General features: G+C 59.1%; 16 protein-coding genes. 10 read left to right on the plus strand and 6 right to left on the minus strand.

From position 1 onward, the window contains the following. Positions 1-199: 199 nt before the first annotated feature. The 3 genes from PKC29_08265 to PKC29_08275 form a co-directional block, all read right to left on the minus strand. Positions 200-970, minus strand: coding sequence for an OmpA family protein (locus PKC29_08265; protein ID HML95404.1), 771 nt, complete (start codon positions 968-970; stop codon positions 200-202). Between the two features lie 60 nt (positions 971-1,030). After that, complete coding sequence (gene ybgF / locus PKC29_08270; GenBank protein HML95405.1) at positions 1,031-1,720, minus strand: tol-pal system protein YbgF; 690 nt, start codon at positions 1,718-1,720, stop codon at positions 1,031-1,033. A 69-nt stretch (positions 1,721-1,789) separates the two neighbouring features. Further along, complete coding sequence (locus PKC29_08275) at positions 1,790-2,410, minus strand: OmpA family protein (protein HML95406.1); 621 nt, start codon at positions 2,408-2,410, stop codon at positions 1,790-1,792. Positions 2,411-2,671: 261 nt separating this feature from the next. Between PKC29_08275 and PKC29_08280 the strand changes: the two genes are divergently transcribed. Together PKC29_08280 and PKC29_08285 are read left to right on the plus strand one after the other, a co-directional pair. Beyond that, positions 2,672-3,478 (plus strand): DUF3943 domain-containing protein, encoded by an 807-nt coding sequence (locus tag PKC29_08280; GenBank protein HML95407.1) that lies wholly within the window; start codon positions 2,672-2,674, stop codon positions 3,476-3,478. Between the two features lie 33 nt (positions 3,479-3,511). Beyond that, positions 3,512-4,096, plus strand: a complete 585-nt coding sequence (locus PKC29_08285; GenBank protein HML95408.1) for a flavin reductase family protein — start codon at positions 3,512-3,514, stop codon at positions 4,094-4,096. A gap of 46 nt (positions 4,097-4,142) precedes the next feature. On the opposite strand, the gene PKC29_08290 is transcribed toward PKC29_08285, so the two are convergent. After that, positions 4,143-5,936, minus strand: coding sequence for a M20/M25/M40 family metallo-hydrolase (locus PKC29_08290; GenBank protein HML95409.1), 1,794 nt, complete (start codon positions 5,934-5,936; stop codon positions 4,143-4,145). A gap of 112 nt (positions 5,937-6,048) precedes the next feature. On the opposite strand from PKC29_08290, the gene PKC29_08295 reads away from it, so the two are divergent. The 7 genes from PKC29_08295 to PKC29_08325 all read left to right on the plus strand — a co-directional run bounded on the left by PKC29_08295 (position 6,049) and on the right by PKC29_08325 (position 12,597). Further along, on the plus strand, positions 6,049-6,819 hold the full coding sequence (locus PKC29_08295) for a prolipoprotein diacylglyceryl transferase (protein HML95410.1): 771 nt from the start codon (positions 6,049-6,051) through the stop codon (positions 6,817-6,819). Between the two features lie 12 nt (positions 6,820-6,831). Beyond that, the gene (trkA, locus tag PKC29_08300; protein HML95411.1) at positions 6,832-8,157 is read left to right on the plus strand and encodes a Trk system potassium transporter TrkA; all 1,326 of its coding nucleotides are present in this window, start codon (positions 6,832-6,834) and stop codon (positions 8,155-8,157) included. Then, positions 8,154-9,608 (plus strand): TrkH family potassium uptake protein, encoded by a 1,455-nt coding sequence (locus PKC29_08305; GenBank protein ID HML95412.1) that lies wholly within the window; start codon positions 8,154-8,156, stop codon positions 9,606-9,608. Before trkA ends, PKC29_08305 begins: the two co-directional genes overlap by 4 nt. Before the next feature lie 195 nt (positions 9,609-9,803). Then, positions 9,804-10,727, plus strand: a complete 924-nt coding sequence (locus tag PKC29_08310; protein ID HML95413.1) for a bifunctional riboflavin kinase/FAD synthetase — start codon at positions 9,804-9,806, stop codon at positions 10,725-10,727. 31 nt (positions 10,728-10,758) lie between these two features. Further along, complete coding sequence (locus PKC29_08315; protein HML95414.1) at positions 10,759-11,619, plus strand: shikimate dehydrogenase; 861 nt, start codon at positions 10,759-10,761, stop codon at positions 11,617-11,619. A 132-nt stretch (positions 11,620-11,751) separates the two neighbouring features. Continuing rightward, positions 11,752-11,970, plus strand: coding sequence for a hypothetical protein (locus tag PKC29_08320; GenBank protein ID HML95415.1), 219 nt, complete (start codon positions 11,752-11,754; stop codon positions 11,968-11,970). 150 nt (positions 11,971-12,120) lie between these two features. Beyond that, a complete protein-coding gene (locus PKC29_08325; protein ID HML95416.1) occupies positions 12,121-12,597 on the plus strand; it encodes a hypothetical protein in 477 nt (158 codons plus the stop codon). A 44-nt stretch (positions 12,598-12,641) separates the two neighbouring features. Here the strand turns inward: PKC29_08325 and PKC29_08330 are convergent, their stop codons facing one another. After that, complete coding sequence (locus PKC29_08330) at positions 12,642-13,619, minus strand: D-glycerate dehydrogenase (protein HML95417.1); 978 nt, start codon at positions 13,617-13,619, stop codon at positions 12,642-12,644. A 5-nt stretch (positions 13,620-13,624) separates the two neighbouring features. Next, complete coding sequence (locus PKC29_08335; GenBank protein HML95418.1) at positions 13,625-14,932, minus strand: hypothetical protein; 1,308 nt, start codon at positions 14,930-14,932, stop codon at positions 13,625-13,627. A 210-nt stretch (positions 14,933-15,142) separates the two neighbouring features. Between PKC29_08335 and PKC29_08340 the strand changes: the two genes are divergently transcribed. Further along, positions 15,143-15,865, plus strand: coding sequence for a hypothetical protein (locus PKC29_08340; GenBank protein ID HML95419.1), 723 nt, complete (start codon positions 15,143-15,145; stop codon positions 15,863-15,865). Positions 15,866-15,904 lie beyond the last annotated feature (39 nt).

A 15,904-nucleotide genomic window follows, 5' to 3' on the forward strand; every position in this document is an offset into this window, starting at 1 on the left:
TCGATATGAGCCGGTAAATCCGGAGGTAGTAAACATGGATTAGAAAATACTGTCAAGTATACGGGGCCTTATCGGTCGTTTCCAAAGCACAAAAAAAACGGAGAGAAACCCCGTGAAGAGTTTCTCTCCATTCTTTACATTTCATCATCCTTTGACTGCAAGGATGAGATTTTTTCTATCTATCAATCAGTGAAGGCTATCAGTTAGCGTACTGAAAGATAAGCCTTGCACCTACTTTCGCAGTCGGGGACGTTACAACGAAATGAGCCCTTCTGTTGAGCTGATAAGCTTCTTCCGTCGTACCTGCTCCGAACTGAGTCGTTTCACCGCCGCTTGCGGTCGTGATCCTGGCAGGATCTATACCGAGCTGGACGAGGAACGCCTTCGTGGAGTCGGCCCTTCTCTGCGCGAGCTTGAGGTTGTAAGCCGGGGTACCCCTGATGTCCGCATAACCTTCGATGAGAACCGTGAGGTTAGCGTCAGCCTGCAGGGTAGCGGCGTTCTCTTCGAGAACCGCTGCAGCGTCCGGCCTGATGTTGTACTTATCGAAGTCGAAGAATATGTCCTTCAACTCAGGTGCGGGCGGCGGCGGCGGTGGTGGTGGCGGCGGCGGCGGAACTGCGCATTTCAGCTTAGCCTCGTCTGCCTTTGCCTTAGCGTCGATCAGCATCCTGCGGGCTTCGAGCTCGCTGCAGAATTCGCTGGCGAGTGCCTTACCCTTGGCAAGAGCGGCCTGCGCAGCTGCAAGCTCGGCCTCACCGCAGGGGGCTCCACAATAATCCCCTCTGGTGGGATCGTCTCCGCATACTCTCTGTTTACACTGCTCACATGTAGCTGTCGCTTCAGCCGTTGCAGATTCAGCAGCCGCTAACTCATTCGTCGGCGGGGGTGTCGCGCAGCTTGCTAAATAGAGCAATGCAACGAGGAATACGGGTAGACCCAGAAAAACTATCTGCCTATCCCTTTTCATTCTACTGCACCTCCTTTAAGAGTTTTTTGAGTACTTAACGAGTACATAATAATAAACAGTTTAACGCTCAACTGCAAGCTCTGTAATTTTTTCTTTTGCCGTTCTCGCCTCGTCGGAATTCGGGTATTTATCTATTAAAGTCTGGAAAAATAACTGCGCTTCCTCGTTCTTCCCGATCTCCATGAGCGAGAGTCCCTGCTTAAGGTATGCGAGCGGCACCCGTCCATCCTTCGGATAGGTATCTATGAACTTCTGGTACTCCAGAATCGACTCCTCGAACTCTCCTTCCCTGTAATACGATTCCGCGATCCAGTAAGTCGCGTCGCTCGCCTTGGCCGACTTGGGATACTTGGCCAGGAATTCCTTGAACTGCGACCTCGAATCCTGGTAATTGCCGTCGCCAAGCGCCGTATACCCGTTGTTGAAAAGAACATCCGCTTCGTTAACTTCGACCACCGGCACCACAGGCCCGGGACCCGGTTGCTGCTGCGAGCCGAGCTCCGTTGCCGGAGGCGGCGCCCCGCCCAGGCTCATCTGGTTTACCTTGGCAGAAAGCTTCGAGTAGGCCTCGTTCAGATCCCTGAGGCTCTGCTCCATCTGATACACCTTCTCCCTCAGCTCGACATCCGTCCCGGAAGCAGACGCCTCTTTCTGGCTCAGCGACTGCATATCCCGCGACAACCTGTCCATCCTGGCTTCGAGCCTGGTCTGCCGGGCGTATACGCTGCTCACGTCACCCTGAGTAGCCACACAACCCGCCGACATAGCCGATACCGCCAAAGCAACCACTATTAATGCCCTAATGCTCATAAACCGTTCCTAGAAACTGGGAGAACCCACAGCGGGAACGAAATGCGCCCTTCTGTTCTGCTGGTAATCGTATTCCGAGGTGCCCATCGCGAACTGGTCGGTTTCCCCCCTGCTGACAGCCTGAACCTTCGACGGGGAAATACCGAGACCGATCAGGTAATTCGCCGCCGAATCGGCCCTTCTCTGTCCGAGCGCGAGGTTATATTCCTCGGTGCCCCTGACGTCGCAGTACCCCTCTATAACGACTACCTGGAATTTATCGCCGCTGCTGCGGATTATACTCGCGTTTTGATCAAGCACAGGCTTAGCGTCATAACGAATGGCTGCCTGGTCGAAATCGAAAAATACATCGGCAAGGCCGTATTGCGAGCCGGCGGGGCTGAGATTTTGCAGACTCTCCTCCATCGCGTCGACGTCTACGGTCTGCGCATACGCCTGGTTCTTGGCCTTTCCTTCGGCCTCTATCGCCTTAAACCTGGCTTCCTCGAGGAGCGCCCTTGCAGCGTCCTTGTTGCCGGCGGCCATCATCTGCCTGGCCTGCTCGATCAACTCCTCCGCGGCCTGATATTCGGGCAGCCCTTCGGCCCCCGCATCCTTGGCAGCCTGGAGCGCCGCTTCAGCATCCGCCATCTCTTTATCAAGATTGGAACCGCAACCTACGGCAAACATTAGAGTTATAACCAAACACAATCCCGCTGCCACAGACCAATGCCTTCCCATCAAATTCCTCCTGGTAGAAATGAAACTTATACCTGAGATTATTACATTATTTTGTCTGTATAGTCAAGACATTTTAATGCCGGAAAGTCTAAATCACAACATGGAACGGAAGATTTTCAAGACGGATATATACGCTACCATTGCGGCTTCGATAATGTTATTATTTCCTCTATGGGACGCTTGAGGAGATTTTCGGGGAAAACAGCCAGGATTACCGGTGCGGGGCTGCTGGCCGTTTCCTGCCTCTTCATGCTGAGCGCCCGGCCGGCGCATTCACAGATAATATACAGCGATAACATTCCGCGGCCCCTGCCCGCCGTTCCCGTCAACGAATCGGCTTACGTCGACATCACCGATTACAGGAAGCCGTCCATAGAGCTCAGGCGGCAGGACGATACGAAGTCCCTGGCCGATTTCGGCGACTTTCTCAGAAACACCCGCAACGTCTATTTCACACTCTGGCTCGTCCGCATAGCCCAGGTCAACATGATGGACAACAACAGCAAGGAAAACCAGATGTTGATAAACCCCGTCAGGTGGTGGAAGAACTTCTTCGGGTTCCAGAACGACGGGAAAAGAAGGGGCGATTTCAAATGGGAGGACGGCGACAGGTTCACTACCAACTGGATAGCCCACCCTGCCTTCGGGGCCTATTCCTATCTTTACTACAGGGCCAAGGGATACGACCGTTTCACGTCCGCCTTCGGCTCGGTGGTTCAAAGCACTCTATTCGAATACACGATAGAGGGGGTAATACAGTCGTCCTCCATCCACGACCTCGTAATAACCCCCGGGATAGGCGTCCCGGCGGGGATGGTGCTCGAGGAAACCTCCAACTGGCTCGAATCGACCAACAGCGGCTTCCTGAGGGCCGTGAGCTACGTCATAAACCCGGTGAAGATCATAGTCCCCGACCGCGACAAGGTTAACGTCGCACCCCTCGTGAGCGGGCAGGTCGTAATAGGATTTCACTGGTAACGTTCTCCGTTTCCCTGCAGCACGGAAAGCAGCATGAGCAAGGAAGAAGCATCCGCCGTAGCCGGCGTTTTCTGGTCCCTGTCGCCCGTAGTGGTGATAACGAGCGCCGCGGGCGAAGACATAAACGGCCAGGTCGCCGTAACGGCGGTCGCGTCCTCGATAGTCCACTCCGTCCCCAGGCTCCTCGTCGGCATATGGAAGGGCAACTACACGCACAGCTTCATAACCCGGAGCGGAGCGTTCACCATACACCTCCTGCGGACGGACCAGCTCGGCCTCGTAAGGAACTTCGGATTCTATACCGGCAGGGAAAGGGACAAATTTCGCGACGTCGGCTACAGGACCGGCATCACCGGGAGCCCGGTCCTTCTCGACGCGCATTCCTATGCCGAATGCAGGGTCATAAACGCGATGGACGGCGGCGACATGACGGCCTTCCTCGTAAGCGTCGTGGACGGGAAGATTTTAAGCGGCGGCGACTGGATGACGCTCAACCATTTTTACACGTACGCCCCCGAGGAATGGATAGAGCAGTACGGCGAGAGGCTGTCCCTGTCCGTCGCCAACTCGCTCGGAATAATTCACAACATAGACTACACGCCGTGGAAAGGGAAATAACCGGCGCGCCCTTATGACACCGCGCCCCGCCGCCGGCGGGTCCGCGTCATCTCTTTTCCGGGACGAGGACGACGGAGAGGGACTCCCCTCCCCTCTCGACCGTCACACGGAGCCGCTCTCCCGGAGACATCCCCCTGACGGCCCGAACGTAATCGTCCATACCGGTGATTTCCTCTCCCGAGACGCCTGTCACCCTGTCCCCCGCTTCGAGCCCCGCCTTCGCGGCAGGGCTGCCCTCGACGACGCCGAGGAGCCTTACGCCCGGGCCGCTTCCGGAATAATCGGGGAGCGCCCCGATATAAACCCCCGCCCCCGAGAGGCCCTCTCCGGGAAACGCGTCGCCGCTGAGCTCGCCGGCATCCCCCGAGCTCGCGATATAGCTCACGAGCTCCGCCGCGGCCTTCAGCACGGCGGCCGTCCCCTCGGGGTTTATCTTCGTCCACTCGTCAGAGGGTTTATGGTAATCGCCGTGAACGCCTGTCGAGAGATGAACTGCGGGGATGCCGTTCATGGCGAACGCCGCCTCGTCGCTCGGTCCGGGCGCGGCGCCGCCGTAATGCGCTTCGAGCCCGGCGGAGGTGCACGCGGCGTCGACCAGCGTCCTCCACGCGGGCGAAGACGTCCAGCCGAAAACCGCGAGTTTATCCCCCCGGAGCCTGCCTATCATGTCGAGGTTCACCATCGCGACAATCCTTCCGGGCGTCCGCCCCCGATTGGAGACGTAATATGACGAGCCCACAAGTCCCTTCTCTTCCCCCGAAAAGGCGGCGAACACGAGGCTCCTTCTCGGCCTCGCACCGGCCGGGGCAAAATACTCCGCGAGCTCCATAAGCCCCGCCACGCCCGACGCGTTGTCGTCGGCCCCGTTATATATATCGTCGGCCGTCCCGCCGCCCGGGCGCGTTCCGAGGTGATCGTAATGCGCCCCTATAACTATCACCTCCCCCCTCACCGCCGGGTCGCGCCCTTCAAGGTACCCGACGACGTTCGACGCGCTGTCCCCGCCCCTCACGAGCTCGGTCCTTATCTCGGCCCGCGTCCCGGGCAGGGGAAGGGGGCTCCCCTCCTCTCCCGCGAGCGCCTCCTCCACGCCGTCGAGAGAATTCCCCGAGGCCGCCAGAATCTCCTCGGCCACGTCCCGCCTGACGATAAGCGCCTGCATGCCTCGCACCGCGGGCGGCGTGCCGAGCGCCGCGGACGTGATGTCTTCCTCCTCGCTCCTCGTGGTGGGGGTCGTGAATATCACCGCCCGCGCCCCCTTCTCCATCGCGGTCGCAATCTTGTGCCTGAGCGACGAGTATTCGTAATACCTCCCCCGCCGGTCGAGTCCCGGAGGCGCATACCTGAGCGCAAGGACGATCTTGCCGCGTATGTCGAGGCCCCCGTAGTTGTCGTACCCGAGCTCCGGGGCGCTTATCCCGTACCCCGCGAACACCATCTCCCCTGCCCTGAGCCCGTTCTCCGTATCCCCTAGCGGCGCATAATCGACGCCCGGTACGAGCCCCTCCTTTTTCCCTTTTATGGAGACGTAAAAATAGTTCGATTTACCGAGGGCGACCTTGGGCGATATCGGGAACTCCTGGAAATACGTCCCGCCGTCGCCCGCCGGGCGGACGCCAGATTCCTCGAATATGCGCGCGACGTAGCGGGCCGCCGCCTCCGAGCCGGGAGCCCCCGCCTCACGGCCTTCGAGATAATCCGACGACAGGTATTTTATGTGCGACATTATTTCCCCCGCCGTAATAGCCGGGTCCCCCACGGCGTCCCCCGTATCCTCCGCCGGAGACGGAAGCGCGGCCAGAACGGCGAGAAGGACCGTCAAAGCGATAAACCTTGTCATCAAGAGATAAATTACCACAGCTTTTTCCCGCGCCGCGCCGTCCTCCACGCAGTTTGCGGACAGCCGGAAAGCATGTAAGACTTATCCTCAGTCCAGTTCAAGGGAGAGATGGGTGTACCCGGTACTATTCACTGTCGGAGATATAGCCGTGTCCTCGTTTTCGGTCATGGTTCTCCTGGCTTTTCTGGTAGCGTACATACTGGCCGAGCCCGAATTCAAGCGTAAAGGCCTCGACGGAGGGCTGGTGGACCTCCTCCTCATCGCCGCAGTCGTAGGCGGCCTCGGGGGGGCGAAGCTCCTTTTCCTCTACCAGCAGGTCCCCCTCACCGACTTCATTCACGACCCGCTCCGCTACATGTCGTCCGGGTTCACGTTCCAGGGCGGGCTTATAGGCGCGGTATTCCTGGCGTGGCTCGTAACGCAGATGAAGCGCGTTCCGTTCCTCGTCGTGACCGACCTCGCGTCGCCGCTCCTGGTAATAGCCTACGCCGTCGGAAGGGTCGGCTGCCTCCTCGTGGGCGACGACTACGGCACCCCCACGAATCTCCCCTGGGCGATAGCCTTTCCCAACGGCTCGCCCCCCACGTTCGACAGGGTGCATCCCACCCAGATCTACGACACCATCTGCATGCTGATCCTGTTCGCCGTCCTCTGGAAGATAAGGAAAAAGGATTACCCCACGGGGTGGCTCACGGCCGTGACCATCATCGCGCTCGGTGCGCAGAGATTCTTCGTCGAATTCCTTAGAGAAACCACACCGGGCTTTATCCCCGGGCTCTCCCAGGCGCAGATCATTTCCATAGTCCTCGTGATCATAGGCGTTATAATGCTTAGAAAGATAAAGAAACGCCCCGCGTCCGCCGCGGGGGCCCGCACTTCGTAAAGCGGAGATAAAATGCATATAGTCATAATCGGAGCCGGCCAGGTCGGATCGTTCCTGGCAAGGAACCTCTCCACCGAACACGACATAGTAATAATCGAGAAAGACCACGAAACGGCCGAGAGGCTTAAGGAATCCCACGACGCGCTCGTCATCGAAGGCGACGGCGATAACCCGGTAGCCCTGGAAGAAGCCGGGCTCCCCGATGCCGACGTGCTTCTGGCGGTGTCGGGAGACGACAAGACGAACATCCTGGCATCCACTCTCGCGGCCTCCATGGGCGTCCGTAAAATCATCCTCAGGGTAAGAGACCACAGCTACAGAAAATATCCTGAAATGATAAAGAACGCCGACGTCTCCGTCGTGAACCCCGGCGACATTATCTCCGAAAAAATAGCGAGCCTGATAAGCTCGCCCTTCGCGTGGAAAACCGAAACGCTCGCCCTCGGAAAGATAAAGCTCTTTAAGCTCAAGATAGAAGACGACGCCCCCATTACCGGGCAGCGGCTGGCCGACCTCGGGCCGGCGAAATCGTGGATATTCGTCGCCGTTTCGCGAAACGGCAAGATAACGATCCCGACGGGCGAGACGAGGCTCAAGGAAGGCGACTACGTTTTCGCGCTCGGAGTCCCCGAGGTCCTCCACAAGCTGAAGCAGCTTTTCGGAGTCGTCGAGGAAGCCGTCCGCACAGCCGTGATAATGGGCTGCGGGAGGGTCGGAAAGGGCGCGGCGCGGACGCTCACGAAAGAGGGCATAAAGGTAAAGCTCATAGACAGCAATTCCGAAAAGGCGCGCCAGGCCGCCGAGGAGCTCGAAAAGGTGCGCGTATTCAAGGGAGACGCGACCGACAGCGACGCGCTCAAGGAAGCCGGAGTCGATTCGGCCGACTACTTCCTGGCGCTCACGGGCGACGACGAGGAAAACGTCCTCAGCGCCCTTCTGGCCAAGAACCTCGGCGCTAAAAGAACGACGGTCCTCTACACCAAGCCCGACTACATAGACCTCCTCGAAACGATAGGCGTGGACAGGGCCATAAGCGTCAGGCTCGCGCTCGCCAACGAAATACTAAGCCTCCTCCACATAGGCGGCGTCGCGCACATCGCGCTCGTCGAGGAAGGCCGCGCCGAGGTGCTCGAATTCAACATCACGAGCGAAACGAGGCTGAGCGGCGTCGCGCTCCAGGACGCGCACTTCCCCGAGGGGGCCATAATAGGCATCGCGCTAAGGGGGGAGGAAATCTTCATCCCGAGAGGCGATTACGTACCCCGGCCCGGCGACAGGGTCATAGTCTTCAGCCTCCCGGAAGCCGTTAAAAAAGTCGAGAGCATACTGGGCCAGTGAATATCAGACTCGCACTTCACATAATCGGCAACATGCTGAAGCTGCTCGGAGCCGTGATGCTGATTCCCGCGGCTTTCCCGATCTTCTACGGCGAAAACGACCTCGTCGCGATTCTGGCTTCGGCGATCATAACAGGGATATTCGGCTTCACGCTCGAACGCCTCACGAAACCCCTGGGGCCCGTGACCGAGCTCGGGCGGAAGGAGGGCTTTCTGGTGGCTACCCTCGCGTGGCTCGGCTGCAGCATATTCGGCGCGCTGCCCCTGTTTGTATACGGCGTCCTTCCGAACCCTGCCGACGCGTTTTTCGAATCGGTCTCGGGGTTCACCACCACCGGCGCGAGCGTCATCAGGGACGTCGAGGTATTGCCCCACGGCATACTATTCTGGCGGAGCTTCACGCAGTGGCTGGGCGGCATGGGCATAATCCTCCTCGGCATCGCGATACTCCCCCGCCTGGCTGTGGGCGGCATGCAGCTCATGGGGCTCGAATCCACGGGCCCCACGACCGAAAAAATAACGCCGCGCATAGCCGAAACCGCAAAGAGCCTCTGGGGGGTATACGTCGGCCTCTCCGCCCTGCTTGTCATCCTGCTCACATTGGCCGGGATGCCGGTCTTCGAATCCGTCCTCCACTCCTTCTCCACTCTCGCGACGGGCGGCTTCGGCATAAAGAACGCCAGCGTCGCCGCTTACAACAGCGCCGCCATAGACTACATACTCACCGTATTCATGTTCATCGGCGGGACGAGCTTCGTCCTCCTGTACTGGCTCGCGAAAGGAAAGCCGGGGAAGCTCTGGAAGAGCTCCGAGTTCAGGTTCTATCTGATATTCAATCTGATCGTTGTATTTCTCATAGCCTTCGAAGTGCGGATGACCATTTACCCGAGCTTCCTCGAAGCCTTGAGGTATTCGAGCTTCCAGGTCATCTCGATAAGCACCACGACCGGCTTCGTAACGGCCAATTACGACCTCTGGCCCACGATGTCCCAGCTCCTCCTGCTCCTGATGATGTTCGCCGGCGGCTGTGCGGGCTCGACGTCGGGAGCGATCAAGAACATCAGGCTCGTCGTCCTCTTCAAGAAGGGCTACCAGGAAATGCAGAAGCTCGTCTATCCGCGCTCGGTCATCCCGATAAGGGTTGACAAGAAGCCCGTAGCGCCGGAGGTCCTTTCCAGCGTCTCGACGTTCTGCCTCGTTTACATATTCGTCTTCGTCGCCGGGACGCTCCTGCTGACAGCCGCCGAGAATCTCCCCATCCTGACGGCTGCGTCGGCCAGCGCTACGGCGCTCGGCAACGTCGGCCCCGGCATGGGCGAGGTCGGCCCCGTCGGCAGCTTCGCCGGCCTTACGGATTTCAGCAAGGTCGTCCTCGCCATCCTGATGCTCCTGGGAAGGCTCGAGCTCTTCACCGTCCTCGTTCTCTTCACGGCCCCCTTCTGGCGGAAATGACGCGCCCGCGACGGCCGAATATCCTCCGGATTTAAGCTTTTACTTTCAGAAGGTTATGGTACTATTCACTTCGCTGTCCGCAGGGGCGGTATCTTCCCGGCACAGTCGGACAGCCCGGCGCACGGCGACGGCGGCGGGAAGTCGAAGCAAAGTCTCTCCGCACAAAGGTCGCACCGCCGCTCTCACGATTCAGGCATGAAGGTCTTATTCGACGCAGACGAGCCGATAGGCAGCCCCACTTCCGCAACCATCGGGAACTTCGACGGCGTGCATATGGGGCACAAGAGGATTCTCGCGGCCGTAAAACAGTCGGCCGCCGAGAAGGGTGTGGGCTCGTGCGTGATAACGTTCCATCCGCACCCCCAGAAAGTCCTCCGCAACATCGACGTCCCGCTCCTCCTCCCCATGAGGGAAAGGCTCAGGCTCCTCGAAGCCGAGGGCATCGACTACGCCGCCTGCTATACGTTCACGAAAGAGATAGCCGCCATGACGGCGGAGGAATTCGTAAACGAAATACTCGTCGGCAAGCTCCACATCAGGCACCTCATCGTGGGCCCGGATTTTTCGTTCGGCAAGAACCGCGAGGGCAACGCCGACATTCTCCGGAAGCTCGGCGAAAAACACGGATTCGAGATAGAAATAGCCGAGCCGTTTACGATAGGCGGCGAGGTGGTCAGCAGCTCCGCCATAAGGAACCTCGTCAGGGCGGGCGACATGAAGAAGGCGGCGGCGTTCCTCGGCTACGACTTTTACATCGAGGGCACAGTCGGCGAGGGCGAAAAGAGAGGGCGGCAGATAGGCTATCCCACCGCCAACCTCGAAACGGACTGGGAGATACTCCCCAAAGAAGGCGTATACGCGACCCGCGCCCGCCTGGACGGCGTAAAGTACGACAGCATCACGAACATCGGCTACCGCCCCACTTTCGGCGACAGCAGGCTCCTCATCGAAACGCATATATTCGATTTCTCCGGCAACATATATAATAAAAGGCTGGCCGTCGAGTTCGTCCGGCGTATAAGGGACGAAAGGCGATTCGAAAGCGTGGACGCGCTCGTCGCGCAGATAGGCAAGGACGTCGAGCAGGTAAAAGAGGCCCTCCTCGCCGCCGGCAAGTGATAGAATCACGGAAAACACGGGACGCACCGTAATGCAGGTAAAAGCCACCACGAAAATCTACGGCATATTCGGCCACCCGGTCAGCCACAGCCTCTCCCCGCTCATGCATAACAGCGCCTTCGCGGCCCTCGGGCTCGACTGCGTGTACACGGCGTTCGACGTCCGCCCGGACGATATCGACAAGGCGGCCGACGCCATAAGGGCCCTCGGCATAAGCGGCGTTAACGTCACCATCCCTCACAAGCAGACGATCATCCCGCACCTCGACGAAGTCTCGTCCGACGCGAAACACACGGGCGCCGTCAACACCGTCAAGAACGAAAACGGCAGGCTCACGGGCTACAACACGGACGTCGGCGGCTTCATGCGCGCCGCCCGCGAGGAGCTCGGCGTATCCCCCGAAGGCGCGAGCGTTCTTCTTCTGGGGGCGGGCGGCGCGGCGCGGGCGGTGATTTCGGCGTTCGGCATGAACGGCGCGAAGAGAATCGCCGTAACCAACCGCACCCGCGACAAAGCCGAAAAACTGGCGGAGGAATTCGCGGGGCTTTTCCCCGATACCTCTATATACCCCGTTGACTCCGGCGACGCCGGGGCCGTGGCGAAAGAGCTCGGCCTCACGGACGTCATCGTCAACTCGACGTCGGGCGGCATGGAAGGCTCCCGCGAGCTCGAATTTAATATCGAGGCGTTGAGAGACGGGGCGGCGGTGTACGACCTCGTATACAAACCGAGAGAAACCCGGCTCGTAAAGGAAGCGAAGGCGCTCGGTCACAAGGCCGTCGGCGGCCTCGGAATGCTGCTCTACCAGGGGGCCCTCAGCTTCGAGATTTGGACGGGCGAAACCGCCCCGGTGGGCGTCATGAGAAAAGCCATATCCCGGCCCGGCCGTTAAGGCTCCGCATCCATGTTTATTCCCGCCGGCACTAAATTTACCCCCGCCCTTATCCCCCCGCACACTGGTCAATCGGCCCCCTTTGTGCGATAATTAATTTCCAGGCACATACACGTCGAAGGAGGCCCTTTTATGAAGGTAGTAAGTCCCGCTGGAGATTTCGAGATCAAGGTAAACGATTCGTCGGTAGAGGGAGACTTCGTCGTGCTCAGCGGGCAGATGGGGGTCTGGGACTCCAGGATATACATGTCCCCGGCCGACATATGGCAGTTCGCCTCTATTTTCTTAAGGCCCGCTGTAATTCTCTACCTGCTCAAATTGCCCTTCAAATCGCTCTTCGGCTCCAAGTAACGATTATCATGGCGAAATTTCCGCCGTCGTTCGGGCAGCCCCCGCCGCGGCGGAGCTCATACCGCGCTTGCAGAAGAATTGGGGCTTGAAAGTTCGGGGAATAATTCATACACTCTTAATATATAACCGCTTAAAGGAGGGTAACCGGAAATGGTAGATAATTACGACGAGTTCGATTCTGACGTTCCAGTTAACTATCGAGGCTTCGATCTCTCCGACGTGGATTATAACGATCTTTCGGGGCTCATGGAGAAGATAGACATAATCCATGAGGACATGAACAAGATCAAGGACCTTTCGACCAAGCTCATCGACATTTACGAGACCTCCGGATCCTACAACGACCCGCACGGCGGCATCTACGAGAAGTTCCTCGAAGAGGGCATACGGGAATACGGCGAGGACAAGGGGCGTGAACTCATAGAGCTCCTTCTCGGCGGTCCGCACGAGTCGCCCAAGCTCCAGATAGCCAAAGCCAAGGCGCTTCTCATCTCCTACTGGAGGCTGTTCGAGGACGACGAGTCCGAGCCGATTCACCCCTCGCAGTTCGAGGAGAGCGACATCTTCAAAACGATCAAGAAGCTCACGGGGAACAAGAACCTCTTCCCGACGCTGAACTCCCAGTAGCCGGGCGGTCGTGGCCTTCGATTTAAGAGGCCGGGCCCGTGAGACTATTTCGGCCTTTCCAGCACTTCGGGATTTACGATGTGTTCGGGTGTTTTGCCGTCGAGCGCGAGCTCGACGCTCGTGACGGCCATGTCTATCATATCCTCCCTCGTCTCCCTGGCCGCGCTTCCTATGTGAGGGAGGAGTACAGTGTTTGGAAGGTGAAGGAGCCCCGGGTCAACCTCGGGCTCCTTCTCGTAAACGTCGAGCCCAGCCCCCCATATCACCCCCTCTTCGAGAGCCGCCGCCAGCTCGGCCTCTTTTATTATAGGGCCCCTGCCGACGTTCACGATTATCGAGCTCCGCTTCATCTTCCGGAACTCTTCGGCCCCGAAACGCCCGCGCGTGCCGTCGTTTAGCGGCGAGGCGATTACGAGGAAATCCGACTCTTCGAGCAGCCGGGGGAATTCGGCGTACTCGGCCCCGGTCTCTTTTTCGGAGACCTCGTTCCTCCGCCTGTTGTGGTAGAGGACCTTCATGCCGAACCCGGACGCCCTCCTGGCGACGGCCGAGCCGATGCGGCCCATGCCGAACACGCCGAGCGTCTTTCCGTGGACGTTCCGTCCCATGAGAAGCGACGGGTGCCACGTCTTGAATTTCCCGCTCCGGACGTATGTATCAGCCTCGACGACCCTCCGCGCGACGGCGAAGATAAGGGCCCACGCGAGGTCGGCCGTGGTTTCGGTAAGCACGTCCGGCGTGTTGGTGACCATGACGCCCTTCTCGGTGGCGTAAGCGACGTCCACGTTCTCGTACCCGACGCCGCAGTTCGAAACTATCTTCAAATCGGGGAGGAGGTCGATAAACTCCCTGTCTATGGAATCGGCGACGGTGGAGATAACGGCCGAAGAGCCCGCCGCGCCTTCGAGGAGCTCTCTCCGCGTCGGGAGGCGCTCTTCCCTGAACACGACGACTTCATACTTCTCCGCCAGCCTTCCGACCGCCTCGCCCGGGTACTCAAGGCTCACGAAAACCTTTTTCATGCCGCTCACTTCTCGAACGGGTCCGGCAGCTCCGGGTGCCATAGCTTGAAGTGGTTCCTGTGGTTCTCCGTGTACGCGCCCGGCGGATAATACTTGTCGTAAAAATCGAGGTCCAGGTGGTGCGCCTGCACCATGAACCGGAGGAACATCGGGTCCGAAAACGCCGGGAACCTGCCGTATGTGTCGTACACGTAATTGCACATGTCCTTGACGATCTGTATCTCTTCCTTGCTGGGCCTTTCGACCTCGTGAAGGACGCCCTCGGGGTCCTTGAACGGCATCGTGTGGGATTCCCAGTTCGACCACTTCATGTCGTTAAGGGCCTCGACGGCCTCGCCCATGTCCTTGTAATAAGGCGGGCAGAACGCCTGGAAGAGCCCGTCCTTCCCGACGGCGACGGGGTTCGGATTGCCGACGCCGCTCTTCGGCTGCGGCGTCGTGAACCTGAACCCGAGCCCGCGGTTAAACGGCGTCCCGCCCAGCATGAACATGCTGGCGAACCCGCTGAAGAGCCAGCCCCCGAGCCCGAGCGTCTGGAGCGTCAGGACCATGTTCTGCCCCATGAACGCCTGCTCGGCTATGTAGCCGTTGGCGAACCTGAGCTCGGCCTCGATGAGAGGCATCCTCTTCCCCTGGTCTATGAGCCCCTTCTTCACCCACTCTTCCGTCCCCGGATATCTGAGCCCGTGGAGCTCGTCCACGAAGTTAAACCTGTGGTCGGCCCTCATATAGAAGAAAAATAGGTTGATGATACAGGCCGAAAGGTCCGTAACGGGCATGAAAACGGTAGTGCCAGGCTTGTTCACGTTCCAGAGGTTATGCGCCGCGATTCCGGGCGGCTTCGACGGGAGGTCGGCCCTCTTGTCCTCGAGCTTTATGCGCGACTCCCTGAAGAGCTCCAGGATCCTGTCGACCCGGGCCTCGCGGCTCAGGCCTTCGAGCCCCCTGAAGTCGTCGGCCTGCTTGTCGTGGAGCTTCACCATGTACGTGCCGTCGTCGTTCGTGTAAAAGAGCTCAGTCCTGTGCACGTCGCCGAGGGCGGGAATCGTCCTGCTCGTGAACTGCATTTCGAGGTCGAGCCCGACGTGCGGGGGGAAGTCCGAAAGGTTGATGTTCTTCACGCCGAGCCCGTTCCAGACTATGATGGCCTCTTCGAGCTCCGACAGGGGAACCGGCTCGTGCTTCGACTTGTACGCGAGCGGCCCCTTTTCGATCTCCATCCCGAGGCCGAACCTCCGCGAGCGCCTCTCGAACACCGCATCCATGAATTTATAATCGATCGCTACGTCCAGACCCGGCGGATATTTTCCCATTTTCTGCTACCTGTCTCCCGTGGAATTTGTGAAGATTTATTGTAGCAAATCAGGACTGGTAAGCCAAATCGGGCGGGGGGCCGCAGGGGATAAACCGGCGGGATTTCCGGCGCGGCCCGGCGCGCCCGGGGCATTAAACGATAGAAAGTAGGGAGACGATAAATTATACTTTTATATACTGACTCATATCTCACTCCCGGGGGGAACGGAATGAAGGGCGCTAATACACACACCGTCGCAATCTGCATAGGAATCACACTCATCTCGGCGGCGCTCGCCGGATGCTACCCGGCATACAGGCAGCCCGCGGTATCGTTCAACCCCGTGCCCAGCATACAGACCTCCGAGGACGGCGTAAGGGTAACCGTCATCCCGTCCTACTGGCCCGGGAGCCCTCGCAACCTGCCGAGCTTCGTCACGCCGTTCTACGTCGAGATAGAGAACTTCTCCGGCAACCCGATAACCGTAAGCTACAAGGACCTTGTCATGTTCGACGAGTTCAGGACACAGTACGGCCCGATAAACCCCAATACGGTGGCCGACGTGCTTTCGACGTCCGACTTCAATTACGTGGCATACCCGAGCGTTTCGGTGGGGTTCGGCTACGGCGGCTGGGGCGGTCCGTGGGGAGGCGGGTGGGGATACTACCGCCCGTTCTACAGGCCGTATTACGCCTACGCACCGTTCTGGTACTATCCGCCGCCGGTCTACTACTACCCCGTTCCGGTCAGCACGAAGGACGTCGTCACCGGCGCCCTGATGCCGGGAACGGTTTATCCGAATGCGTCTATAGAGGGATTTATCTACTTCAAGGAGCTGCCCGAAACCGTGAGCCGGGTGACGCTCGACGTCGGCTACGTCAACAGCTCGAACGACGTGTTCCGCTCGCTCAGCTTCCCGTTCACTTCGACGGCGGTAATCGGCGGGCAATGAGGGCCGCACCGGCCTCGGGCAACGAACAGCCTGTAGCTT

It is taken from the genome of Thermodesulfobacteriota bacterium, assembly GCA_035325995.1.
In the GTDB taxonomy this organism is placed as follows: domain Bacteria; phylum Desulfobacterota_D; class UBA1144; order Nemesobacterales; family UBA2774; genus JADLGH01.